The organism is Pseudarthrobacter sp. ATCC 49987 (assembly GCF_009928425.1).
GTDB lineage: Bacteria > Actinomycetota > Actinomycetes > Actinomycetales > Micrococcaceae > Arthrobacter.
On record NZ_JAABNS010000001.1, the window covers coordinates 519,878 to 540,462 of the forward strand.

Consider the following 20,585-nt stretch of genomic DNA (forward strand, 5'->3'; position numbering starts at 1 on the left):
GCTGTGGAAATGGAAACGAAATCGGCGGTACTCGGCGGAGCCGCAACATTGCTTGCGGTCGGTCTTGGGTTCGGTCTGATTGCCACGGCGAACGCGAACACCACGCCGGCGCCGATAGTGTCCGTGACAACTTCCTCGCCGGCCACAACGGCCGCGCCAACACCCACCCCGGAGCCTGTCGTGACAACTGAGCCTGTAGCACCCACCCCAGTAGTCGAGCCGGCCGCACCGGGGGCAACAGCACCAGAAGTCGTGGCCCCCGCGCCCGTAGTGGCCGCCCCTGCTGATCCGGCACCCCTCGTCGTGCCGGCCGTTCCGGGCAAGACGTACAACACCGCCATAGGCGAAGTGCCGCCTGCCGTGGCACCCCCGATGCCGCCTGCTTCTGCAAACAAGGCTGCACCGGGGCCGCCCACGCCGCGCCCGGCCGACCCGGGAATGTACGGGCCTCCGTCTGTCCCGTAGCTAGCGGAGGAACTGGACAATTGCGTTTGTGTTGGCAATGTTGGCGCCGTTCGCGGCCCAGCCTGCAGCGCCGGTCCAGACACGGCACCCGACCGTGATCACTCCGCCCGATAGCCCGGTAAGCGTCCGGATCGCAAAGGCGCTCGCGGATCCGTAGCTACTGCCAGCGGCTCCCTGCGGAGTGCTTCCTCCTGCGCTCCCGTTGATGTCGCCGGCGACATAGAGGTAGTCGTATGCCGCGGTGTTGTTCCATGCGCCTCCGGACACACCTAGGAAGACGAGGGCTTGGGTGAATCCCGTGGGGACGGCTATGGACTGCTGAGCGTAAACCGTTGATGTCGTGGTGTAGGCATGGCCCGGATCCGAGAGGCCGGCGGAGCCAGGCTTGACCGGGTTCACAAGGGCGTCGTTGTTGATGGAGCCATTCGGCAGGTTTAGGGTGCCGCGGATGGTTATGGACCCGTCCTGGCCGCTGATGGTCACCGTCTCGGTCCCGGTGCTGTCGAAGGCGTGAAGACCGTTGATGTCCGTGGAGATGCCCGGCTGGCCGCCGCCCTGCCCCGTGGAGGCGTTGAGCAGGATCTGCTGAGTAGAAAGCGCCCGGATGTTTGCTTCGATCTGGTTCAGGCGCTGGGTCAGGTCGTGGCTGCCGCCGAGGATGGGATTTACCATGTGTAGGTTCCTTGGCTGGTCTGGGTGTGCTGGATGGGGTGATTCGGGCAGCCGGACTCGTGCGCCGCTTCTGTGGTGTTCTCGAAGTAGTGGCCCACGACGCGGATAACAGGGATGCAGAGCTCGCACTGGCTGGGCCTGACATACGCGGCTCGAGCCGCCTTCACGGGCTCAGACATCCAGCGCTCGGAGCTCGTGCGGGACGTGCGGGCGGCCGCCTTACAGTGAGCTTGCATGGGGTCCTTCTTCGGGGCGGTGATGTATGGGGTTCAGACGCTGGCCATGGGACTGCTCGTTGCCGCTCACGCGGGTTCGTTCGGCAATCCGGCGAGGATGCGCGCCACGCGAACGCGTTCCAGCCACGCCGCGATGTCCTTGCGGGCGGGGAGCACAGTGGCGAGCCACAGGTCCACCGTCACCGTCGGGTCGAGCACGGCGCCCCCGCGGCCGCTCACGTACATGCTCCCGCCGTGTTGGACCGCGTGGTCGGCGGGATCCGTGTATCCGCCGCCGGCGACGTACTGGGTGAGGGCTCCGACGGCAGCGTTGTGGCGCATTACGGGTGCCTGGGCTTCAGTGAGGGCCGCTTGGAGTTCTGCCACGGCGGCGCGGACCCGCGGCGCGAGCTTCTCCAGCGCAGCGGACAGTTCGGATGCCGGGTTGTCGAGTAAGTACCCAAGTTGCTCGTCGCGGAGGATGGACCATGCGGCACGGCGCTCTTGGTCGTACGCCTTTTGGTATGCGGCGTTGGCGGATTCGAGGGCGAGGGCGGCGTGTCTGGCCTTTGTCTCGGCGGCGTCGACGTCGTCGGGGGTGACGGTCCTGTCGCCGTCGATCAGCCGGGCGCGGAGCTCGGCGGCGCGGATCAGGGCGTTCTCAGCGTCGGTGCGTGCGGCCTCAGCCTCGGTGCGTGATGCGTTGAGGTGTTCGGCGGGGGTGGGAGGGGTAACAGTGCTGGGAGGATTCACGGGGTGGATCTCCTTGGGGGTTGGGGTGGGTTTCTGGCGGAGTCGATCGAGGATGCTCATGCAGCGGGCCCTCCGTTGCGGCGTGTCCGACGTGCTTTGTCCCGTATGCGGGCGCGGTCCGTCGCGGCCGCCTGGATCCGCTGGCGGGCCTGGTCTGCGGTCCGTGCCTGTGCGCGGGAACCTTGGGCGGCGCGGCGGCGCGATCCGCGGCTCACCAGGCGCTCCAAGGCTTCGGGCTGTTATGCATGTCTTGATTTCTCATTGCGTGGCGTTCTTTCGTTGATTGGTAGATGCGGGTAAGGGCATTTCAGTTCTCATGATTCGTGGCGGTACTGGCGGGCTCGTATGCAGCCCTGAGAGTGGCAAGCCGGGATTCTGCGAGTAGTGCCCGGTTCATCCATCCGCGGGACTCCTGGTGGGCCTGCTGGGCCTTGTCCCGGAACCTGTCACAGAGTTCGATGTACTCGGCCTTGGACAGCTTCATGACGGCTACGGATGGTGGCTTGGTGGTAGTCATGAGGCCTTCTTCTGTTCGGCGATGCGTCGCTCGAGTGCTGCGAGTTGCCGGGATCGTTCGTCTTCGAGTGAGGGCCTTTCATCCAGGGCGGCGAGTTCTCGTGTTCGCGCAGTGGTGAGATCAGAGTGGTTGGTGATTTGTACTCCTCCCTGTTTTTCCTCAAGTACTCCTCCCTGTTTTTCCTCAGTGCTCCTGGGGGGCACCGCCAGGGTGCCGCGCTCCCCACCTTCTGGGGGGTGCACATGGGGCACCTTTTGGGTGGATGGTGGGGCACCTTCTGGGGGGTGCACATGGGGCACCTTTTGGGTGGGGCTCTCGGTCCTCGGCAATGAGACCCATTTGATACTTCGGCCGGTTCCTGCGGGCTCATAAGTCATGTCAGGATCCAGGGCCAACGCGTATTCGGCTCTGACTCCGAGTTTCGCTTGACCACTCGAAACAACCGCGCCGGAAGTCGCCAGCCCCGCGATCGTTCTTCGGAATTGCTCTTGGGCGTTGGCCCGCTTGGCCTCGCAGTCGAGCCCTAAGGCTGACGCCACGGCTACCCAGCCGCCGAAGTAAACGGGGGGCTTGTCCGCGTCGAGGGCCATGTTTGCCATGAACGCCAGGGCACGTGCTTCCCGGTGGCTCAGGTGTCGCCAGTTCGCGAAGACCTTGGCTACGTTGGTGGCTCCCATGAAGTCTGTCCCGGTCCTTTCTGGGGCTCAGGCCGGCGAGCCGACGGTCTTTGGCGAGGCGTCACGGTCTTTTGCTGTCTTGAGGCGGATCTTGCATGCTTTGGCCGGAGTGGTTACCAGCACTTCCCGCACTTCGCAGGCGCAATCTCCGAGCCACTCGCACTCGCATCTACCGGCCTTCATGCGTTCGCCGGCGCCGAGTTGTGTTTGAAGTCCATCCAGCGGCGGGCGACGCCTTCCCCTACCGGGTCGCTGTGCGTGATGCGAAGGTAGGATTCGGGGTCGTTCCTATCGAGGTAGTCTCCGGCCGTTTTCTTAGCCCGCCGGACGCTCATCACTACGTTGGCGTCGGCCGCGGCCTCCAGGATCCAGCCCTTGACCGTTGTGAAATTCGGACCAATCTCGGGCATGGCTTCGTGTTCTTTCTCAGCTGGGATGCTTGCCGTCAGACAACGGTCTTTCAGGGGGGTCCGGGGCGGGCTCATGCCGACGCCTGATCTTCGAACGCGGCGTTGATCCAGTCGATAACGTCCTGCTCGCGGTACATGACGCGGCCTCCTAGGCGGGCCGCCTTGGGGCCGGTGCCGTTGTGCCGCATCCAGCGCATCTGCGCCGGCGACTTCCGCAGCATCAATGCCACCTCGTCCAGGGTCAATAGCTTCATGGCTTTTACGGTCTCCATCGGTTCACTCGTTTCTAGTTGGGTTACGACTGCGTTTTCTAGTGTGCGTGAAGTCTAGTGGACTGTCAACTGGGTTTCCTAGTAGTCTGTTGGCCATGGCAGAAGAAGATGGGCTAGTTGGGCAACGCATCACTCGACTCCGGGGCGAAAGGAGCCAAAAGGCAGTAGCTGCGGACATGCGTTCGCGCGGCTGGAAGTGGTCTCAAGCCACTATGTGGAGCGTCGAGCGCGGAGAACGTCCGCTGCGACTGACGGAGGCGAAGGATCTCGTCGCCATCCTTGGCTGTCAGCTGATGGATCTATTCAGTGAAGCGACGGTCTTGGACACTGAAGCAACAATCAAGGACCTGATTCGGGGGGTGGAGAGAGAATACCGAGAAGCGACTTTGGGCTTGATCGGATTATCAGCCGATCAGGACCTGCTGCGGGTGACCATCCAACAATCTGCCATCGCTGACGACCCCCGATTCCAGGGCGTACTCGGCCTTGCCGGAAGTGTTTTGAAACTCACGCCGGAACGGGCGTTCAGGAAGGCGCAGCTAGCTTCCGAACCTCGTCATCTCCTTACCGACTTCGACGACTTAGAGATTGAGCTCGACAACAACGTGGTTGACGGATTCTAGTGGCGAGCATCCAGAAGAGGCCTGACGGCCGGTGGCGGGCCCGGTACCGTGACGCCGCGGGCAAGGAGCACGCCAGGCACTTCGTCCGGAAAATAGACGCTCAGCGGTGGCTTGACGAGGTTACGGCGTCGGTGGTTACGGGTCGGTACGTCGATCCTAAGGGCGGGAAGATCACGTTTGCCCAGTGGTTTGAGCAGTGGGCTGCGGCCCAAGTGTGGGCAACTGGGACCAAGCTGAAAGCCGAGCAAGCACTCGCGATAGCCACATTCCGGGAACATCAGATCCGGTCGATACTGCCGTCACACGTGCAGGCCTGGGTGAAGGGGATGTCTTCGAGGCTGGCGCCGGCGACCGTGAAGGTCTACTTCAACATCGTGAGCTCCGCATTTCGTGCGGCGGTTACGGACAAGGTCATCGCGGAAAACCCCTGCGCCGGGGCGAAGCTGCCCCGTGAGCGCCGTCGTGAAGCGGCAATGACCATTCCCACGCCGGAACAGCTAGGGGAGGCGCTGGAGGCCGCTCCGGACTGGTTTGCCCCGTTCGTCTCCGTCTGCGCATTCGCGGGACTGCGCCTGGGCGAAGCGGCGGGCCTCCAGCTGGCGGACGTGGACTTCCTGCGCCGGACCATCAGCGTCTCTCGGCAGATCCAAGGAAGCACCAAAGCTAGCGCTGAGGTAGTCCCGCCCAAGCATGGCTCCGAGCGGGTTGTCTACGTGGCCGAAGAACTCGTCCAGGTCCTAGCCCTGCACGTCGAAACGACTGGGGTGTTCGGTGATGAGAAATGGCTGTTCGGGACCGGCGGAACCTACTTCAACCGCAACTCAGCGGCCGACCGCTGGCGGCAGGTCCGCGAGGCTGCCCATATTGGCGAGTTCACGCTTCACGATCTCCGGCACTTTTACGCCTCCGGACTCATCGCTGACGGGTGTGACGTGGTTACCGTGCAGCGGGCACTCGGCCACGCGGCGCCGTCGATCACCCTGAACACTTACTCCCATCTCTGGCCTACTGCCGAAGACAAGACGAGGACCGCAGGATCAAGGCTGATCGCTGCGGTCCTCGGGGATCCTGCGGACTCTGTGCGGACTGCGGAAGCAAGTTCCCCGTAATCACGCGGCAGAATCGGTCTTAGCTGCGGAAGTTCACGAACTGCAGGTCGGCCTCGTCAAAGTCCTTCAGCAGCGCCATGACGGCCTGCAGGTCATCGCGGGACTTGGACGAGACGCGGAGTTCGTCGCCCTGGATCTGGGACTTGACGCCTTTGGGCCCCTCATCCCGGATCAGCTTGTTGATCTTCTTGGCCAGGTCCTGCTCGATGCCCTCCTTGATGGTGGCTTCGAGCCGGAACTCCTTGCCGGACGGGTAGGGCTCGCCGGTGTCCAGGGACTTCAGCGAGATGCCGCGGCGGATCAGCTTGGACTGGAGCACGTCCAGGACGGCCAGAACACGCTCTTCGGAGTTGGCCTTCATGAGGATTTTCTCGCCACTGAAATCGACCTCGGCCCCGACGCCCTTGAAGTCGTAGCGCTGGACCAGTTCCTTCTGCGCCTGGTTCAGCGCGTTGGCGACTTCCTGCTTGTCGACCTTGCTGACGACGTCGAATGTTGATTCGCCTGCCATAACTGTCCTCCTGGTGGTTGGGGGCCCGGTGACGGGCTGAAGCATCTGCCATCCAGCCTAATACGGATGCCCCCGACATGAAGGCCGGCGGGGCATTGTCCCGTTCACAGTCCGCTCAAAGCTGGGTCAGGGCGGGAACGAAGTTTCGCACGGCACAGTTGCAGGAGTTGGAAGAGTCGTTCGAAAGGTACACCTCATGCAGAACCAGGCCGTCCGGTACGTCATCCGCTCCACCGCAGCTGCCGCCGGCGGTATTGCCGCGGCCGCGACGTCGTTAGCGGCGGCAACGCTGGCAGCCTCGATCATCTTCAGCCCGGCCGCGGATGCCTCTTCGAGGCTCGACGGCGTCCATGCGGACCTGGCCCGTGCCGTCCAGCTGAACCAGATCACGGCGGAGCAGGCTGCGAGGTTTGAGTCCAAACTCGCTGGCCGGATCCTTGGGGAGGCCTGAGTTTCCGGGCTTTTTGGGGCCACAACGCGCCGATTCGATTCTTCGGCGGAAGTTCTGTAAAGTTGTCTTGCCCGCGGTTACTGGAAGCGGAACGGACTGGAAACAGGCGTTCTGAACACGGAGGCCGCGAGTGATCTTCTTTTGAAGTTCGGCAGATTACCCGAGCGGCCAAAGGGGGCTGACTGTAAATCAGCTGGCAACGCCTACGGGGGTTCGAATCCCTCATCTGCCACCCTTGACGAAGGGCCCTATTTCCTTGCTATTGCTGGGAAGTAGGGCCCTTCGTTGTTCCTAGGGAACGGCCCTTGCCCACATCTTGCCCACACTCGCCTGTGAAACAGCGTGATCCAGAGCGGTAGCCACGGCATCCAGATCGTCATCAAACAAGTCGGCGTAGATGTCCAGCGTCATGGCCGCGGAGCTATGCCCGAGCATCCGCTGAACAGCCTTCACATTCGCTCCGGCCGATACTGCGAAGGAGGCCGCGGTGTGCCGCAGATCGTGCGGAGTAATCCGAGGGATGCCCGACCGCTTCACGGCACCGGAGAACCAGCCGCCATGGTCCTCCTGGACCCGGGTGCTGCGCAGATACCCACCATCCTCGCCCGCAAATACCAGACCGTCACGACTCTTGCCCTCGCACTGCTTCGCCAGGGACTCGGCAAGGAACGCGGGGAAGGGCACAGTACGTCGCTTGTGGTTTTTCGGCGTCCCAACTTCGATCTTGTTGCCGACTTCGACCGCGTTCTCTTCGATACGAATGCGGCGCTTCAACATGTCGAGATCCTTCACGGTGAGCCCGACAGCTTCACCCCAGCGGATTCCGCAATAGGCCAGGACCATGACCAGTGTCGGATGCTTCGCCTCGGATGCCAGCGTGTGTATCTGCTCATGGCTGAGGTAGACGTGGGCCTTCTTGCCCTTGCGTGGGAGGGTCACGCCTCGCGCAGGATTCGACAGGATGCGCCGGTCATCTACGCAGCCGTCCAAAATTGACCCGAGAATGCCGTAGGCACGGATTACGACTGTTGCACTTTTGGGCTTACGTTCCGGCGTGAGGGTCTGATCGCCGGCCGTCAGGTCAGACAGCCATTGTTGAACGGCGGTCTTCCGTACGTCCGCAACGCTTGTCGATCCCCAGGCCGGTTCCACATGATTGCGCCAGGAAGCCTCCACTGGCCTGTAGGACGACGGTTTCAAATGTGTCTGTCTGGTCAACCACTCTGCCCCGAGCTGACCAATGGTCAGGCGGCTGGCGGCGACGTCGATAAACTCACCCCTGAGCTTGGACACCTCCACTGTTGCGGCGAACGCCTCCGCGTCCCGTTTGGTCCTGAATCCCCGCTTGTCGGTTTGCGTGTGGTCAGGCTTGCGATAACGGACGCGGTAGCGCATGCCGGCCTTCGTGTCGTATTTCTCAATCGTTGCCATCGGTGCCGCTGCCCTTCTGCCACCAAGCATCGAATTCTTCTGCGGGGATCGGGTCGCGGCCGACGGTCGCCGTCAGGCTTTGCACATGGAGCCACGGCGGTAGTGAGTCCGCTTGGAAACGGCGTTGATCGCCGCCATCCAAAGGCCTTTCCCCGATGGCCCATTGCCATAGCTGGTCGTTGCGGACGCTCTTGTCTGCAAATTCACGGGTGTCTGACTGTCCGCCGTGGGGCAACAGCAGAGCCAGCGGCGAAACGCCGAGAACCACGGCTAGGGCCATGAGGTCGTCAACATCGACCCGGCGTTCTCCGGCCTCGATCCGGCGCAGGCCCAGGGACGGAATCGGCCGCCCAAGCGCTGCAAGCCGCCGGGCTAGTTCCGCGTAGGTCATTTCGCCTCGCGCGCGTTTCAGGTTTTCCATCGTGGTTGCGCCGGTTACTCCCGGCGTGAGTTCTTTTCCTACCATGCCCCCACTGTAGCGGTCAAAGATGCATCTTTCAATATCACTCTTGCACAACACGCGTTAATCATGATTCCATCAGATCACGAAGATCATAAATAATCTATTAGCGATCAAAGATGGAGTATGCGATGGAATCGGATCTTATGGCACCGACCGACCTGGCCACGAAACTCGGAAAATCCCAGGCCGCCCTCGCGCAATGGCGGTACCTCGGCATAGGACCGCCGTTCATCAAGCTCGGCCGTAACGTCCGTTACCGGACCAGAGATGTTGAGGCCTGGCTGGATCGGCAGACCATGCAACGCACCGGCGATCCCGCCGGCGGCGCAGCATGAGCCGCCTAGCGAGTCCGGCCCGGCGGGGCGAAGGTGAGCGGGCCGGGGCGTGGCGGTGGTCCCGCATGAGGCCTGCACAAGAAAGCCCCCAAAGCCGGGAAGCAGTGGGGGCCGTAAATCTTGAACTGTCTACGAGTCTAGTGCGCCGGCGGCTGGCGTCGCTGCGCTGCCCGCCGTTGGAAGACGGCCGCCGGGACCCGCTGGACCCTTGCGCCGATTCCTTCCGGCTGGCTCCGGCGGGGTTCGGGCTTGACGGGGGCGAGTTGGCGGCGGAGGTATTGCGGCTGGAACGGGCGGGCTGGCGGCCGTGGGAAGTCCGGGCCTGCCTGGGTCTGGCCTGGTGCGGGGACGGCAGGCCATGAGGGACCGGTTCGCGCCGTTGACGGAAGCGGAATGGGGTCCCGGTGTTTCTGACGTTCCCGACGTTGCCGACTTTGGGACAAGCGGGCGGGATGTAAGCGATGATCTGGTGGACGTTTCGGCAGCGTTCCGCGTTCCCCGGACAGAGGGGGCAGGAACGGGGAACGCTACGCCGGCGGTGATTTACGGCGACGTGGCCGGTCTGCTCTCCGGTACGCTGCCTGAGCCGCCGGCTCCGTCGCACCTGATCCGTAGCGACGGTGCGGCGGTGTTCTATTCAGGGCAGGTCAATATGTTGTTTGGTGAGCCGGAGTCGGGCAAGACGTGGGTAGCGTTGGCGGCCGTTGCGGAGGCACTGGGTCGCGGATGTTCTGCTGCTGTGGTGGACCTGGACCATAACGGGATGGCGTCAACCGTCACCCGGTTGTTGGGTTTGGGGGCCCCGGTGCCGGCCTTATCTGACTTGGGCCTGTTCCGGTACAAGGAACCTGAGGACAAAGCTGACCTCATGGCGACGGTTGCGGACCTGCGGGTTTGGGTTCCGGCCGTCGTCGTTATGGACAGCATAGGGGAACTGCTGCCGGTGCTGAACCTCAACTCCAACAGCCCCGATGATTTCACTATCGCCCATACTCACGCACTCAAGCCTTTGGCGCGTGCCGGCAGCTGTGTGATTGTGATTGATCACGTTGCCAAGAATCCGGAGACCAAGGGCCCTACAGGTACGGCGGCGAAACTCCGGGCGATCGGCGGGGCGTCGTTGCGCGTAAGGATCAAGGAGGCCTTCGCTCCGGGCCGCGGCGGTTCCTGCCATCTCGGAATACAGAAGGACAGGCACGGGGGTTTGCGGGCTTCAAGTCCTGCCGGCGAGAAGGAGCCGCTGGCCGGAACGTTCCGGCTGAACGGCGACGGGTCGTGGATGGTCTGGGCCCCGACGTCTGGGGAGCGGGTGCTGGAAGCTGTGCCCGGACCGGACCTGGCCAGTTTGCAGGGGCTTGATCCGGAGCCGGCATCCGTTCGTGACATCAAGGACCGTCTGGGCTGGGGTACTGACCGGGCGACCTTGGCCTTGCGGGTGTACCGCCAGCAAGTTGATAAGACGGCCGGGCCTTGATGCTGTTCCTCGGTTCCTGGCCCGTACCCGCGGAACACGGAACAACGGCTGTCGGGCAGGCGGCGCGTGTTCCGCGTTCCCCGGCCCTATGCCCGGGGAACGCGGAACACGAACGTCTTGGGGAAATATCAGGGGCGAACCTATGAGCCGGCCTGCCGTTTCTAGCGCAGTCAGGTCATTTCCTCTATTTGACCCGGCTGTCTTGTATCCGGGCGGGGTGTCGTGGTGACTGATCGGCGGCCAAACGAGCCTCGAGCTGCTGCGCGCGGGAAGCAAGGCGACGACTCCGGACGGCACGCCGGCCACGCGGACCTTATGGGCGCGCTCGGGCTGGTGGTCCGGTCCGGCGGTTCCGTTCCGTGCCTGGGGAATCGTGCCTCCTGGGCATCTGAGGATGCGGCGACGTCGGCGGCAGCAGCGGCGGCGTGCCTGGGGTGTCAGGCCCTGGCCGCTTGTGGTGCCTACGTCGCGGCGTATCCCGAACCTGCCGGCGTCTGGGCCGGCCAAACACTCAAACAAAGAAACCTCCAACGAAAAAGGGACAACGACATGGGTAGCACACAAATTCAGCGCGACGTTCTCGGACTTATCCACGGGTACGCCGTGGACCCGGCCGGCGCGATAGGGATGCTTTCCGGCATGGACCGGGACGAGATCCTGGAGCTCACGGTTTATCTGCTCGGGATGATGACGGCAGCGCGGACTGTCCGGACCGATCTGGGCCTGACGGATTGGGCCGCGCTGATGCTCCGGCACCTGGAAGAAGAGCGGGACCTGGCCGGGACTGAGGAACCGGAATAATGGCGGCGCTGCGGGGCCGCCGGCCACGGTACTCTGATCCCAACGCAACGGGCCCGCCGCAAACGGGCGGCCGGCGTAGGTGCCTACGGGCACCGCCAGGGAGTGTGGCCGCCAGCGGCACCGGGACGAGGTCAAGATCGAGGGCGCTTGCGGCGTCAAGATCGAGGAACCAGGACCCGGTCGGCCGTCCGCAGGAGCTCGCCAGGGTGTTCTCAAATCACTTTCGCGCGTGCCGGTTTACGGCCGCCATTCCCTGCCCTGGAGGGCTGACTTATGAGTATCAAAACTGAGAAGCTGCGGGCGTCCGCGGGCGCTGCTGCTAAACAGGCGCGGGCCATTGCTGAGAAGGCGGGCGACGCCGGCCGGGACCTCACCGCGGGCGAGAAGGCCGAATATGACCGGCTGAGGACCGCGGCCGTTGGGCACCTGGACGCGCTCAAGGCGGCGCTGGCTGACGAGGAAATCGTGGCGACGGCTCGGGCCCTCGCTGCCGACGTGGACGGGCCCGGCGGTGCCGGTGCCGGCGTTGACCGGCTCGCGCTGACCGGTCGCGGCCGGAAGAGTGCGGCGGCCGGGATCGCTAAGAAAATGCACGCTTATGGTGGGGACCCTGCCGGGCGGAAGGCTCTGGTGGAGACGGGTTCCGTCCTGACTCCGGCCCCGGTGTCCGGTGACGCGGTGCCGCTGGGCCGGCCGGCGACGTCGGTCCTGGACTTCCTCACGCTGATCCGGCGGGAGTCCCCGACGTTCAAGACGATGCGGCAGACGACGCGGACGAACAACGCGGCGGTGGTGCCGGCCGGCGGAACCAAACCGACGAGCGTCTACACAATCAAGGGCGTAGACAACGAGCTGCAGGTCGTGGCGCATCTTTCGGAACCGCTCGACAAGTATCTTTTGCAGGATTCCGCGAACCTTGAGCGGTTCATTGCCGACGAAATGCTTTACGGGCTGGGCCTCGCGGTTGAGGCTGAGATTCTGAACGGCGACGGGACGGCGGGCCATATTGCCGGCATCCTGGCCACGTCGGGGATTCAGGCGGTTGCCGCCGGTGCGGACGACGTCGTGACGCTGCGGGCGGCACTTACTCGCCTTGAGTCCGCCGGCCACGAGGGTTCGGTGTTCATGCTCAACCCTGCCGATTGGGAAAAAATCGAGACTAAGCGCAACACGTCCGGGAACTTTGACCTCGGGGGCCCGGTGGATCGTGCGGCGCGGACTGTCTGGGGCGTGCCGGTCGTGGTGTCCTCTGCCGTCGCGGTGCGGACCGCCGTTGTCCTGGACGCTTCCGCCGTTGGGGTGGACACGGACCAGGCCGGCATTGAGACGCTGTGGGATTCCTCGGGCGTGCTCTTCGATAAGAACCAGCTCAAGGCGCGGACCGAGGGCCGGTTCTCCGTGTCGGTGTTCCAGCCGCTCGGCGTCGCTGAGATCACGTTGCCGGCGGCCGCATAAGCCGGCCCCAATGACTTGCGTCAACGTCACCCGCCGCGGGGCTTTCGATCTTGTCCACACGTAGCGGGAACGATGGGAAGACTTCCCGCCCTGGCATGGGGCGGACCTTGGTGGCTCATCGACTTTTAGCGTGGTGTCCTTCAAATGAAGGGGCTCGTAGCCCTGCGAGCATAGGTGTTGTCGAGACATCTATTGCTGAGGACTACGAGCCTTGTTACAGATTACGCAGACGTGCGATGCCGCGTCGATTCTGTTCAATTTGGAGGGCCATGTTGTGCTCTCCGCCGAGCGCGCCGGCGGGGTCCGGACGGTTCTTGTCGAGCCGGTCGAGCGGGAAGGGGCTTGTCCTGACTGCGGGGTGTTGTCGTCCCGGATCCAGGCCCGTCCGGTTCACCGTGTCCGGGATGTCCAGTGCGGCGGAGAGCCCTTGGACGTCAGGGTCCGGAAGCGGCGGCTGGCGTGTCTGGAACCGCAGTGTCCGCGGCGGTCCTTCGTGCAGACCACCGATGAGATTCCGCTGCGTTCCCGGCTGACCAGCAGGCTCGTGGCCGGCATTGTCGCAGACCTGTCCGCGGAGCTTCGGGCCGTCTCCCGGGTTGCCGCGGCCTCGGGTGTGTCGTGGACGACCGCCATGCGTGTCATGGAGGACACTGCCGTCCTGGACGGCGGTGTGGACCGTCGCCTGGTCCGCCGTCTGGGCGTGGACGAGCACCGCTTCCGGCGGGTCCGCTACCTGAAAAACGATGCCGGAAAAGTCACCCGGGTAGAGCCCTGGTCGATCGTTTTCACGGACCTGGACACCGGCGCGATCCTGGACATTGTGGACGGCCGCCGCGGCCAGGCGGTGCGTGACTGGATCGGCGCACGACCGCGCTGGTGGCGTAACAAGGTGGAAATGGTGGCCATGGACATGTCCACCGAGTTCCGCCGGGCCATCCGCAAGGTCCTGCCCAAGGCAGCCATCACCGTGGACCACTGGCATGTGGTGGCCCGGGCGAACCAGATGGTCACCGATGTCCGGCGGCGCCGCGCTCACGACCTCCACGGCAGGCGCGGCAGGGCCACGGATCCGGCCTGGAAGTACCGGAAATTGCTGACCTGCAACCAGGAAAACATGTCCTCCGCCCAGCGCGGACGGATGCAGGAAATCATTGGCTCTGACCTTGAACTCGGTGTCGTCTGGGGCATCAAGGAACACGTCCGCCAGCTGCTGAAGACCAATCACATCGACGGCTTCCACCGAGCCTGGGCCGAGCTCGAAAACGCCGTGAAAGCGACCAGAATGCGCGAGGCGAAATCACTGTTCCTGACCCTGAAAATGTGGCGCAAAGAACTGCTCAGGTTCTGCCGGGCCAGGGTCACGAACGCGCGCAGCGAAGCGGCGAACCTCAGCGCCAAGAACCTCAAACGAGCGGCCCGCGGATACCGGAATCATGAGCATTACAGGCTCCGGCTATTGTTGTACACGGCAGCCCAACAAGCATGCTGAACACCTGCCGCCACGCCAAAAGTGGAAGAGCCACCTTGGTCTTTCCAGCGCATGAAGACTTCGGGCCCCGGCGTCCTTTCCTTTCCGGGAGACGTCGGGTCCCGTTGTCATGCCGGGGGTGCCTCGGTCCTGGGGGTGCCTGCTCCGGGGGCAGGGGTGGGGGTGGCCGGCCTCGGTCACGGCCGGACAACTCGGATGCCGGCGCAACGAGGGCGGACAACGTCGGCGGCGGGGCATCCCGTCCACGGCGGTGGCCGGCTGCTGGTCCCGGTGGACGACACGGGCCGGGCGGGGCGGGGCGGAACCTCGCGGCACCGCTGGCTGGCGGAACCGCCACAAGGCGCTGTCCCGGCCGCAAACCTGGCGGAAGCACCACGGCCGCGAAACGGTACGGAACGCAAAAGAACAAGGCAGCGTGCATCACTGAGCACACGCTGGGGGTAAGGGGGTCTGAATCGCTGGCGCTTGTGCTCGGAAACGCGAGTTCCGGCAGTGATCCGTCTCCCCCCAAGCGCATAGGGGGTCGAGCGCGCGAGGCTACCTAGAGGAAGCCAAATGGGTTTATCCCGCGGCAACTTCTTCCGATTTAACGTTCATATTCAGGACCCACTGGTCATCCGGAACGAGCGGCAAAAGCAGCGGAGGTAGACCACTCTGAGAGATCATTTGGCCAATTATCTGCCGGTGATACGGATAGCACACGCGCATGGCCAGTGCCGCCAGATGGGCTTGCATATCCTCACTCTCGAGATCCGCACTTTCGGAACTGAAAACGACCCGATAAGCACTTTCGACGGACATCGGTGACTCCCCACTGTCATCGTCGTTAGCATCCAAGGAAACTCGGCATCGAGATACTGCCGCAGATGGATCATCTGTCGACATTTCACTGCCGATTTCTATCCGAACGTCTCGGCGTCCTGGGACGACATCCAAGTCACGTTCAAAATTCACGTGCACCAAGGTGACCGATTTGAGTTGAACATCAGACAGGGTGCGACTGTTGATTTCAGCGGCTTTAGCCATCAGGACTTGACCACAGTCCTTTCCTCTTGAGCTTCTATGGAACAATCAAATAGCAAAGGCTCGCCAACCTTGCGGCTAGGAGCATCTCCTGCCGCAGGCAATTTCCTAATGTGAGTTTCGCCCGTCACGCTGTTGACGGTGACAACCTCAGTTGCCTGCTCCATCCATCCGATTGGGTTCTTCTCGGCACTCTGCAGGACTGTGATCGCGTAAGAAGCCCCGGAACCATCCAAGTACGGCTGGCGGATAACATGTGTGTAATCAAAGCCCTTTTTTGGGGCATCCTTCTTCGCACGTCGCTTTTTTGGCTGCGGCTCGATAAATGCCGGCACATCATCATCCGCCGCTTCAAGGACCAGCTTGGCTTTGTACCCTATGCCTCGTAGGAATCGGCCTAACGTTGCAATATGGACGTTTCCGTCACCACGCAACACCTGAGAAACGCGACTCTCCCCAATGCCTAATCTGTCGGCTAGATCCTTCTGGGACCTGCCGCTTTGATCTAAAGCTAGGTTCAGGACGTCCGCAACCCTAATGCACAGTTCAGCTGCCGCCATTCCCTGGTCCTCGATCAGGTTATCCAGCGACATCAACTCGGTCGACTTCTTTGTCTGGCTCGTCTTGATTGTCTGGCTCGTCATGATGCAGATCCTCCTGCCGTACTTTCTGTGTTGCCTGGAGATCGTTAGTCTCAGTTCGCTGTGTCCGTTTGTTGAACGCGTGACCCAGGCGAATATAATCGTCGAATTCTGGAAGTTCGGGATATTCCTTTTTGTTATCCCACGTGATTACAGACTCACCCTCTTTGGCGATGTATCCACCAACTCCGTCCGTGTCATAGAAACTAAGCCGGAAAATTCCAACTTTTAGTTCCCATATTCCGTCATCGAGTTTATTGAAGGCGTGCTTGGAAAGCCTGCCTGTACTGGCAAGCATCTTTGTAAGTGCTTTAAAGGTGTGCAGGTCACGAACTTGAGCGTGGTCGGGAAGCTCGACAGTCTCGTCAGGCCAAGTGCCAGCCGCTAGGTGCTCAATGAAGTCTGCCGCGGGGGAACTCGTTCCGTCCGCAACAACAGCGCATGCAATTTCATAGGCATCCCCATCCCACCCCCACTGCTTCTTGACTATACGTTGTACTTTACTCAACTGTAAACTCCAAGGCTTTGTTCCCCCCGAGACTGTGACGGTCGGCAAGTTCCGCTTGGACGTCACAGTGGGGTTCAGGATATAGCAGAGACGCTACGGGGCGGCGATGGAGACGGTGAGAACGGTCGCGAGTCGGAGTTTGAACAGCTTCCGTGTGCGGCCACCGCGCCCCACCAGAGCCATCGCGCCTTACAGAACTGGGCGACCAAGCCCACCCCGCCTGCACATCCGGATGGTGATGAGAAGGCAACAGTCGGATCGGTAAGATAGATCCGCACCTGAAGGCTCATGGCGAACAAGCGGGACCCCCTTTGCCTCCCGCCCACATTTTGCCCACATCTGGAGTTATTCACTGTGATGTGAGGTGATGAAAGTTACCGAAATCCAGGGCTTGCCTACTCCAACTATGGGGCGAGAGAGGTTTCGAATCCCTCATCTGCCACCCTTGGAAAGCCTCCGGAACCACCAGGTTTCGGAGGCTTTTTCTTTGCCCTGCGGGGGTGGGGCTGTCCGCAGGCTTCAGGAGCACGCCGTCGCGCATCGAAAGTCGCCGGGCTTCGGCGTGACCTTCTCCCCTGTTGAGGTCCGCGTGCGCTGTCTACTGTGCGAGGCATAGACCCGCTCACAGCGGCGGACTCCGCAGGGCCGCCGCGCCCACCACCTAAAAGGAGATCAGCGCCATGGCGAAACTGACGAAGAGCATCACCGTCAACGCGCCCGTCGAGAAGGTGTTCGAGTTCGCGAGGGATGTCGGCAGGCTCTGGGCCTGTTTTCCGGAGGTTGCGGTCAGGGATGTTGAGCTGAAGCCCGACGGCGTCGGCTCCTCCGCCCGGTGGTTCACGCACACGCTGGGGATCCACAATGAGGGAACCATTGAGTTCACCGGGGTCGTCCCCAACCAGCGCATCCTCGCGAAGTCCTCTGCCGGCCCGACCTTCACATTCACGTTCGAGGCCGACGGCGGCGGAACGAAGCTGACGGTCGACGCCGAGTGGCACCTTCCGGTCCCGCTTGTCGGCCCGCCGGTCGAGGCGCTGATCATGAAGCGGAGCGAGAAAGACGGCGAGGCGATGCTGGCGGGCATCAAAGCCCAGGTGGAGGGAACCGCGGCGTGACTGGAAGGGCCGTCAGGCGCCCCGCCACGAGTCCGGCGTCGTAAAGCGTTGCCCCTGTGGGCTCACCCGAAAGGGATGATGCGGCGACCGTCCGTTGGCGCTGTAGTGGTCTCAAGATCCCCTTGACGACAGAAGCGGACTGACCCGCGGCCCGCTGGCGCCCTGCCTGGGGTATCACCCCACGCGGGTGGTGACCGCCCGGCACGCGACGTCCACACTTAAACGAACGCGCCGGACAGCGCGCTCGAATCTGAACGGAGGAAAGCCAGTGACAACCACACCGGAGACCGAGGCCCACGGGCCGGTCGACTTTGTGCTCCTCGAGTTCCCCATGGCAGGACTGACCGGAAGGGCGAGTGAAGAACTCGTACGGCTCGTCGAGCAGGGTGTGATCCGGCTCTTCGATCTCCTCGTCGTCATGAAGAACGAGGACGGTGCGGTCGAGGTGCTTGAACTCACCGACCCGGGCGGTCCTGCGGAGGCGTTCTCGTACTTCGACGGAGCGCAATCCGGGCTCCTCGGCGATGAGGAAATCGCCGAAGCGGCAGAGGCAATTCTCCCGGGGAGCCTCGCCGCGCTGATTGTCTACGAAAACATGTGGGCGGCACCATTTGTGGCGGCCGTTCGGGACTCAGGGGGCGAGCTCGTAGCGAGCACGCGGATCCCTGCGCCGGACGTGATGGCAGCACTCGAAGCCCTCGACGCCAGGCCGCCCGTAGCCTGACATACAAAAGACGCGATGCGAGAGGAAAGACATTATGGGACTGCTTAGGGGTATGGCGCGGACGGCGGTCGTTGCCGGGACGGCATCTGCGGTCAGCGGCCGCGTCCAGCGCAGGCAGGCTGCGAAGTTCGCCGACAAGGACGCCGCGACCGCGGCGAAGCAGCAGCAGGCCTACGACCAACAAATGGGCCAGCAGCAGCAGGCTGCGTACCAGCAGCCGGCGCAGCCCCCGCCCCCGCCTCCGGCTGCCGCCGGCGGAATCACCAACGACGCCATCGAGCAGCTCAAAGAACTCGCGGCGTTGAAGGAGCAGGGGATTCTCACCGAACAGGAGTTCGGAGCCCAGAAGGCGAAGATCCTCGGCGGATAATGCCGGCGGAGCCCGTCAGCCGACTTTGGAGCCGGCGAGGATGGCGTCGATCTGGCCGAGGGCCTGCTTCATGCCCTCTTCCATGCCCATGGCGAGAACCTGTTCCAACGCATCTGCGGAGTCAAAGGTCGACACAATGGTCATCCGGGTGCGGTTCTCGACTGCCTCAAGCCGCATCACGGCATGGCTCGTGCCCAGGTCGGGGTTCGGATCGCCATTCTCGTCGGCAAAACCGTCGTCGAACTCCAAGTGGTGCGGAGCCTCGATGGCCGTGAACCGCCACAAGCCCCGGCTCGTCTCGCCGTCGGGCCCGGTCATGAAGTAGCTGGCCTTACCTCCGGACACGAAGTCGTGGCTTTCAAAGGTTGCGGGCCAGGTGGGCGGACCCCACCAGCGCTCCAGTTGGCGGGGGTCTTCCCAGACCTGCCACACGCGCTCGACGCCGGCATCGAACTCGGCGACGACGGTGAAGCTCAGTGCTTCGGCATTCTTGTGCGAACTGATAACGGTCATGACGGAACTCTTCCTATCCCTCGGCGAGAATGTCGGCGATCCGGTCGGCCCGCTGCCGCCAGATCGTTTCGTACTCATCGAGCAGCCGTCGGGCCCTTTGCAGGCCATCGTGGTGGGCCCGCACGATCTGCTCCCGTCCGCGCTTTTCCTTCGTAATGAGGGAGGCGCGCTCCAACACCGCCACGTGTTTCTGCACGGCGGCGAAACTCATGGCGTAGTGCCCCGCCAGCCTTGACACTGAATACTCGCCGGCGGTCACGCGGGTGACGATGTCCCTGCGGGTCGCATCGGCGAACGCCTGGAACAGGCGGTCAAGGTCGCCATCTCGGAGCTCATCTACAACCATTTGGTTGTAGAATAATCCGCCCGATCCGCGATGTCAATGGGTGCCGGGGCGGCTATTTGGCCATCCCGGGGTGCACCGCGACGAACTCGATCTTGTTCGCAGGCTGGACCGTCCTTTTCGGTGCCCGGGAGTACCCCTTGGCATCCAGGTGGTTCTCCGCCCGGAAGACGGCGAGGGCATCGTCATAGATCGCGTTGAGTTGCTGCCCGGAAAACTCCTCCGACGAGCCATCGGTGAACGTGACGGAAATGATGGTGCTGCCCGGAAAGTGCCGCTTCATGCGGATGAAGCCTTCGGCGTCCTGCTGGAGATTGATCAATGCGGTCCTGCCTTCGTGATCGTGGACTTCCAGTCTCCCGTACCTTCTTCGGAACGTCCGCACGCCGCAGCCTGGCTGCCCCTCATTGAGGGGGAAGGCCCCTCATTGAGGAGCCTTCCGTTGACTGTCGGGTCATACCTTCTCGCGGGTCCGGTCAGCTATCGCCGGTTCCTCGACCGTGAATTCCCTGCTGCGGCGGGGGAAGGCCCAAAACTTGAAGTTAGGGGCTTCCGCCCGGGGCTCCGGGCGCGGCTCAGTTTCCTTTGATTCACCCTTCTTGATGTCCCGCCGGAAATCCCTGTTGTACGGATAGCACATCACTTACCTCCTTAAACGTGAGCGCCTTCTAATCGTCCTCCGCATCGATCCCTGCGTCGATACCCTTTTTCCGGATCCGCCGAATGGTCCGGGATGCCCTTCCGCCCCGGCCGGAGTTCCGGTTTACTGAACCATGAGACACACACTGGAGGGGGAACCATGATGTCCAAGGGAACATGGCAAATTGCAGCAGGGGGCGTTGCCCTGGCTGCCACCATCTTTGTCCTGCCGACGCCGCTGTTCCACGTTGCTTCCGGCAACGCCGATGCGGGGGCTGTGGGTCTTTTTGTTTTGGGACTGGCGCTGCTGGCGGCCGGCCTCGGATCGCTCGGCTTCGGACTGTACCGACGCTCCCGCGACCTGAAAACCGCGCGGAGCTACGCCACCAGGGAACCGTCCTCGTTGGATGAGGACCGGCCGGTCAACCCGTATGGGATCCCCAGGTCGTACGGCGCGGTGCCCCCGCTGACCTGAGGTGATCGCCCGGCCTGCCACGGAGATGTTCGGCCCGGACCCATCCCTTGGCTGACAGACAACGAAGTCTCCTTCGGGAGGCCGCCGCGGCACGTGGTCCTACGCGGCCGT

The 20,585-nt window shown here is 63.1% G+C and carries 27 protein-coding genes and 1 tRNA gene; 13 read left to right on the forward strand and 15 right to left on the reverse strand.

The window, feature by feature from the left end:
* Window positions 1-465 precede the first annotated feature (465 nt).
* The 6 genes from GXK59_RS02420 to GXK59_RS02445 all read right to left on the reverse strand — a co-directional run bounded on the left by GXK59_RS02420 (window position 466) and on the right by GXK59_RS02445 (window position 3,981).
* A complete protein-coding gene (locus tag GXK59_RS02420; protein WP_160664098.1) occupies window positions 466-1,137 on the reverse strand; it encodes a hypothetical protein in 672 nt (223 codons plus the stop codon).
* 302 nt (window positions 1,138-1,439) lie between these two features.
* Entirely contained in the window at window positions 1,440-2,165 is a 726-nt protein-coding gene (locus GXK59_RS02425) for a hypothetical protein (protein ID WP_160664100.1), read from the reverse strand.
* Between the two features lie 247 nt (window positions 2,166-2,412).
* Window positions 2,413-2,622, reverse strand: coding sequence for a hypothetical protein (locus GXK59_RS02430; RefSeq protein WP_160664102.1), 210 nt, complete (start codon window positions 2,620-2,622; stop codon window positions 2,413-2,415).
* Window positions 2,619-3,299: a hypothetical protein gene (locus GXK59_RS02435; RefSeq protein WP_160664104.1), complete on the reverse strand. Its 681-nt coding sequence runs from the start codon at window positions 3,297-3,299 to the stop codon at window positions 2,619-2,621. Before GXK59_RS02435 ends, GXK59_RS02430 begins: the two co-directional genes overlap by 4 nt.
* Before the next feature lie 179 nt (window positions 3,300-3,478).
* Complete coding sequence (locus GXK59_RS02440; RefSeq protein ID WP_160664106.1) at window positions 3,479-3,709, reverse strand: hypothetical protein; 231 nt, start codon at window positions 3,707-3,709, stop codon at window positions 3,479-3,481.
* 71 nt (window positions 3,710-3,780) lie between these two features.
* The gene (locus GXK59_RS02445; RefSeq protein WP_237393761.1) at window positions 3,781-3,981 is read right to left on the reverse strand and encodes a helix-turn-helix transcriptional regulator; all 201 of its coding nucleotides are present in this window, start codon (window positions 3,979-3,981) and stop codon (window positions 3,781-3,783) included.
* Window positions 3,982-4,076: 95 nt separating this feature from the next.
* On the opposite strand from GXK59_RS02445, the gene GXK59_RS02450 reads away from it, so the two are divergent.
* Both GXK59_RS02450 and GXK59_RS02455 read left to right on the forward strand, forming a co-directional pair.
* Window positions 4,077-4,604: a helix-turn-helix domain-containing protein gene (locus GXK59_RS02450; RefSeq protein WP_160664107.1), complete on the forward strand. Its 528-nt coding sequence runs from the start codon at window positions 4,077-4,079 to the stop codon at window positions 4,602-4,604.
* Window positions 4,604-5,713: a tyrosine-type recombinase/integrase gene (locus GXK59_RS02455; RefSeq protein ID WP_160664109.1), complete on the forward strand. Its 1,110-nt coding sequence runs from the start codon at window positions 4,604-4,606 to the stop codon at window positions 5,711-5,713. The genes GXK59_RS02450 and GXK59_RS02455 overlap by 1 nt, the downstream gene beginning before the upstream one ends.
* A 19-nt stretch (window positions 5,714-5,732) precedes the next feature.
* On the opposite strand, the gene GXK59_RS02460 is transcribed toward GXK59_RS02455, so the two are convergent.
* A complete protein-coding gene (locus GXK59_RS02460; RefSeq protein ID WP_160664111.1) occupies window positions 5,733-6,224 on the reverse strand; it encodes a YajQ family cyclic di-GMP-binding protein in 492 nt (163 codons plus the stop codon).
* Between the two features lie 196 nt (window positions 6,225-6,420).
* On the opposite strand from GXK59_RS02460, the gene GXK59_RS02465 reads away from it, so the two are divergent.
* Entirely contained in the window at window positions 6,421-6,675 is a 255-nt protein-coding gene (locus tag GXK59_RS02465; protein WP_160664113.1) for a hypothetical protein, read from the forward strand.
* Window positions 6,676-6,825: 150 nt separating this feature from the next.
* Window positions 6,826-6,907: transfer RNA gene (locus GXK59_RS02470), tRNA-Tyr, on the forward strand.
* Window positions 6,908-6,966: 59 nt separating this feature from the next.
* Here GXK59_RS02470 and GXK59_RS02475 read toward each other — a convergent pair.
* Window positions 6,967-8,106 carry a tyrosine-type recombinase/integrase gene (locus GXK59_RS02475; RefSeq protein WP_160664115.1) on the reverse strand — a complete coding sequence of 380 codons (1,140 nt, stop codon included), beginning with the start codon at window positions 8,104-8,106 and terminating at the stop codon, window positions 6,967-6,969.
* Complete coding sequence (locus tag GXK59_RS20400; RefSeq protein WP_202129048.1) at window positions 8,093-8,572, reverse strand: helix-turn-helix domain-containing protein; 480 nt, start codon at window positions 8,570-8,572, stop codon at window positions 8,093-8,095. Before GXK59_RS20400 ends, GXK59_RS02475 begins: the two co-directional genes overlap by 14 nt.
* A 125-nt stretch (window positions 8,573-8,697) precedes the next feature.
* Between GXK59_RS20400 and GXK59_RS02485 the strand changes: the two genes are divergently transcribed.
* From GXK59_RS02485 to GXK59_RS02505, 5 genes are all read left to right on the forward strand, one after another.
* Entirely contained in the window at window positions 8,698-8,904 is a 207-nt protein-coding gene (locus GXK59_RS02485) for a helix-turn-helix transcriptional regulator (protein ID WP_160664117.1), read from the forward strand.
* Window positions 8,905-9,442: 538 nt separating this feature from the next.
* The gene (locus GXK59_RS02490; RefSeq protein WP_237393762.1) at window positions 9,443-10,378 is read left to right on the forward strand and encodes an AAA family ATPase; all 936 of its coding nucleotides are present in this window, start codon (window positions 9,443-9,445) and stop codon (window positions 10,376-10,378) included.
* A gap of 549 nt (window positions 10,379-10,927) precedes the next feature.
* Window positions 10,928-11,179: a hypothetical protein gene (locus GXK59_RS02495; RefSeq protein WP_160664119.1), complete on the forward strand. Its 252-nt coding sequence runs from the start codon at window positions 10,928-10,930 to the stop codon at window positions 11,177-11,179.
* Between the two features lie 273 nt (window positions 11,180-11,452).
* Window positions 11,453-12,634: a phage major capsid protein gene (locus tag GXK59_RS02500; RefSeq protein ID WP_160664121.1), complete on the forward strand. Its 1,182-nt coding sequence runs from the start codon at window positions 11,453-11,455 to the stop codon at window positions 12,632-12,634.
* 211 nt (window positions 12,635-12,845) lie between these two features.
* Window positions 12,846-14,123, forward strand: a complete 1,278-nt coding sequence (locus tag GXK59_RS02505) for an ISL3 family transposase (RefSeq protein ID WP_160664123.1) — start codon at window positions 12,846-12,848, stop codon at window positions 14,121-14,123.
* A gap of 561 nt (window positions 14,124-14,684) precedes the next feature.
* Here GXK59_RS02505 and GXK59_RS02510 read toward each other — a convergent pair.
* Genes GXK59_RS02510 through GXK59_RS02520 form a run of 3 tightly spaced genes read right to left on the reverse strand, consistent with a single transcriptional unit; the run spans window position 14,685 to window position 16,295 of the window.
* Window positions 14,685-15,149 (reverse strand): protein-export chaperone SecB, encoded by a 465-nt coding sequence (locus GXK59_RS02510; protein ID WP_160664125.1) that lies wholly within the window; start codon window positions 15,147-15,149, stop codon window positions 14,685-14,687.
* Window positions 15,149-15,790: a helix-turn-helix domain-containing protein gene (locus GXK59_RS02515; RefSeq protein ID WP_160664127.1), complete on the reverse strand. Its 642-nt coding sequence runs from the start codon at window positions 15,788-15,790 to the stop codon at window positions 15,149-15,151. Before GXK59_RS02515 ends, GXK59_RS02510 begins: the two co-directional genes overlap by 1 nt.
* A complete protein-coding gene (locus tag GXK59_RS02520) occupies window positions 15,726-16,295 on the reverse strand; it encodes a hypothetical protein (protein ID WP_160664129.1) in 570 nt (189 codons plus the stop codon). The genes GXK59_RS02515 and GXK59_RS02520 overlap by 65 nt, the downstream gene beginning before the upstream one ends.
* A gap of 680 nt (window positions 16,296-16,975) precedes the next feature.
* Between GXK59_RS02520 and GXK59_RS02525 the strand changes: the two genes are divergently transcribed.
* The 3 genes from GXK59_RS02525 to GXK59_RS02535 all read left to right on the forward strand — a co-directional run bounded on the left by GXK59_RS02525 (window position 16,976) and on the right by GXK59_RS02535 (window position 18,504).
* The gene (locus GXK59_RS02525; RefSeq protein ID WP_160664131.1) at window positions 16,976-17,410 is read left to right on the forward strand and encodes an SRPBCC family protein; all 435 of its coding nucleotides are present in this window, start codon (window positions 16,976-16,978) and stop codon (window positions 17,408-17,410) included.
* A 268-nt stretch (window positions 17,411-17,678) separates the two neighbouring features.
* The gene (locus GXK59_RS02530) at window positions 17,679-18,134 is read left to right on the forward strand and encodes a DUF6325 family protein (protein WP_160664133.1); all 456 of its coding nucleotides are present in this window, start codon (window positions 17,679-17,681) and stop codon (window positions 18,132-18,134) included.
* Between the two features lie 34 nt (window positions 18,135-18,168).
* A complete protein-coding gene (locus GXK59_RS02535; protein WP_237393763.1) occupies window positions 18,169-18,504 on the forward strand; it encodes an SHOCT domain-containing protein in 336 nt (111 codons plus the stop codon).
* A gap of 15 nt (window positions 18,505-18,519) precedes the next feature.
* On the opposite strand, the gene GXK59_RS02540 is transcribed toward GXK59_RS02535, so the two are convergent.
* From GXK59_RS02540 to GXK59_RS02550, 3 genes are read right to left on the reverse strand one after another with little or no spacing between them, the layout of a single operon-like run.
* On the reverse strand, window positions 18,520-19,017 hold the full coding sequence (locus GXK59_RS02540) for an SRPBCC family protein (protein ID WP_160664135.1): 498 nt from the start codon (window positions 19,015-19,017) through the stop codon (window positions 18,520-18,522).
* 13 nt (window positions 19,018-19,030) lie between these two features.
* Window positions 19,031-19,363, reverse strand: coding sequence for an ArsR/SmtB family transcription factor (locus GXK59_RS02545; protein WP_160664137.1), 333 nt, complete (start codon window positions 19,361-19,363; stop codon window positions 19,031-19,033).
* A 52-nt stretch (window positions 19,364-19,415) separates the two neighbouring features.
* The gene (locus GXK59_RS02550; protein WP_160664139.1) at window positions 19,416-19,682 is read right to left on the reverse strand and encodes a hypothetical protein; all 267 of its coding nucleotides are present in this window, start codon (window positions 19,680-19,682) and stop codon (window positions 19,416-19,418) included.
* A 477-nt stretch (window positions 19,683-20,159) separates the two neighbouring features.
* On the opposite strand from GXK59_RS02550, the gene GXK59_RS02555 reads away from it, so the two are divergent.
* Complete coding sequence (locus tag GXK59_RS02555; RefSeq protein WP_160664141.1) at window positions 20,160-20,474, forward strand: hypothetical protein; 315 nt, start codon at window positions 20,160-20,162, stop codon at window positions 20,472-20,474.
* Window positions 20,475-20,585: the final 111 nt, after the last annotated feature.

What these genes read in the sequence shown, in the direction of transcription:
- GXK59_RS20400 (WP_202129048.1), bottom strand. Translation starts at nt 8,572, where the DNA reads ATGGTAGGAAAAGAACTCACGCCGGGAGTAACCGGCGCAACCACGATG.
- GXK59_RS02425 (WP_160664100.1), bottom strand. Translation starts at nt 2,165, where the DNA reads ATGAGCATCCTCGATCGACTCCGCCAGAAACCCACCCCAACCCCCAAG.
- GXK59_RS02485 (WP_160664117.1), top strand. Translation starts at nt 8,698, where the DNA reads ATGGAATCGGATCTTATGGCACCGACCGACCTGGCCACGAAACTCGGA.
- GXK59_RS02555 (WP_160664141.1), top strand. Translation starts at nt 20,160, where the DNA reads ATGATGTCCAAGGGAACATGGCAAATTGCAGCAGGGGGCGTTGCCCTG.
- GXK59_RS02525 (WP_160664131.1), top strand. Translation starts at nt 16,976, where the DNA reads ATGGCGAAACTGACGAAGAGCATCACCGTCAACGCGCCCGTCGAGAAG.
- GXK59_RS02430 (WP_160664102.1), bottom strand. Translation starts at nt 2,622, where the DNA reads ATGACTACCACCAAGCCACCATCCGTAGCCGTCATGAAGCTGTCCAAG.
- GXK59_RS02515 (WP_160664127.1), bottom strand. Translation starts at nt 15,790, where the DNA reads ATGACGAGCCAGACAATCAAGACGAGCCAGACAAAGAAGTCGACCGAG.
- GXK59_RS02510 (WP_160664125.1), bottom strand. Translation starts at nt 15,149, where the DNA reads ATGGCTAAAGCCGCTGAAATCAACAGTCGCACCCTGTCTGATGTTCAA.
- GXK59_RS02465 (WP_160664113.1), top strand. Translation starts at nt 6,421, where the DNA reads ATGCAGAACCAGGCCGTCCGGTACGTCATCCGCTCCACCGCAGCTGCC.
- GXK59_RS02545 (WP_160664137.1), bottom strand. Translation starts at nt 19,363, where the DNA reads ATGGTTGTAGATGAGCTCCGAGATGGCGACCTTGACCGCCTGTTCCAG.
- GXK59_RS02460 (WP_160664111.1), bottom strand. Translation starts at nt 6,224, where the DNA reads ATGGCAGGCGAATCAACATTCGACGTCGTCAGCAAGGTCGACAAGCAG.
- GXK59_RS02420 (WP_160664098.1), bottom strand. Translation starts at nt 1,137, where the DNA reads ATGGTAAATCCCATCCTCGGCGGCAGCCACGACCTGACCCAGCGCCTG.
- GXK59_RS02500 (WP_160664121.1), top strand. Translation starts at nt 11,453, where the DNA reads ATGAGTATCAAAACTGAGAAGCTGCGGGCGTCCGCGGGCGCTGCTGCT.
- GXK59_RS02445 (WP_237393761.1), bottom strand. Translation starts at nt 3,981, where the DNA reads ATGGAGACCGTAAAAGCCATGAAGCTATTGACCCTGGACGAGGTGGCA.
- GXK59_RS02475 (WP_160664115.1), bottom strand. Translation starts at nt 8,106, where the DNA reads ATGGCAACGATTGAGAAATACGACACGAAGGCCGGCATGCGCTACCGC.
- GXK59_RS02435 (WP_160664104.1), bottom strand. Translation starts at nt 3,299, where the DNA reads ATGGGAGCCACCAACGTAGCCAAGGTCTTCGCGAACTGGCGACACCTG.
- GXK59_RS02495 (WP_160664119.1), top strand. Translation starts at nt 10,928, where the DNA reads ATGGGTAGCACACAAATTCAGCGCGACGTTCTCGGACTTATCCACGGG.
- GXK59_RS02535 (WP_237393763.1), top strand. Translation starts at nt 18,169, where the DNA reads ATGGGACTGCTTAGGGGTATGGCGCGGACGGCGGTCGTTGCCGGGACG.
- GXK59_RS02450 (WP_160664107.1), top strand. Translation starts at nt 4,077, where the DNA reads ATGGCAGAAGAAGATGGGCTAGTTGGGCAACGCATCACTCGACTCCGG.
- GXK59_RS02540 (WP_160664135.1), bottom strand. Translation starts at nt 19,017, where the DNA reads ATGACCGTTATCAGTTCGCACAAGAATGCCGAAGCACTGAGCTTCACC.
- GXK59_RS02440 (WP_160664106.1), bottom strand. Translation starts at nt 3,709, where the DNA reads ATGCCCGAGATTGGTCCGAATTTCACAACGGTCAAGGGCTGGATCCTG.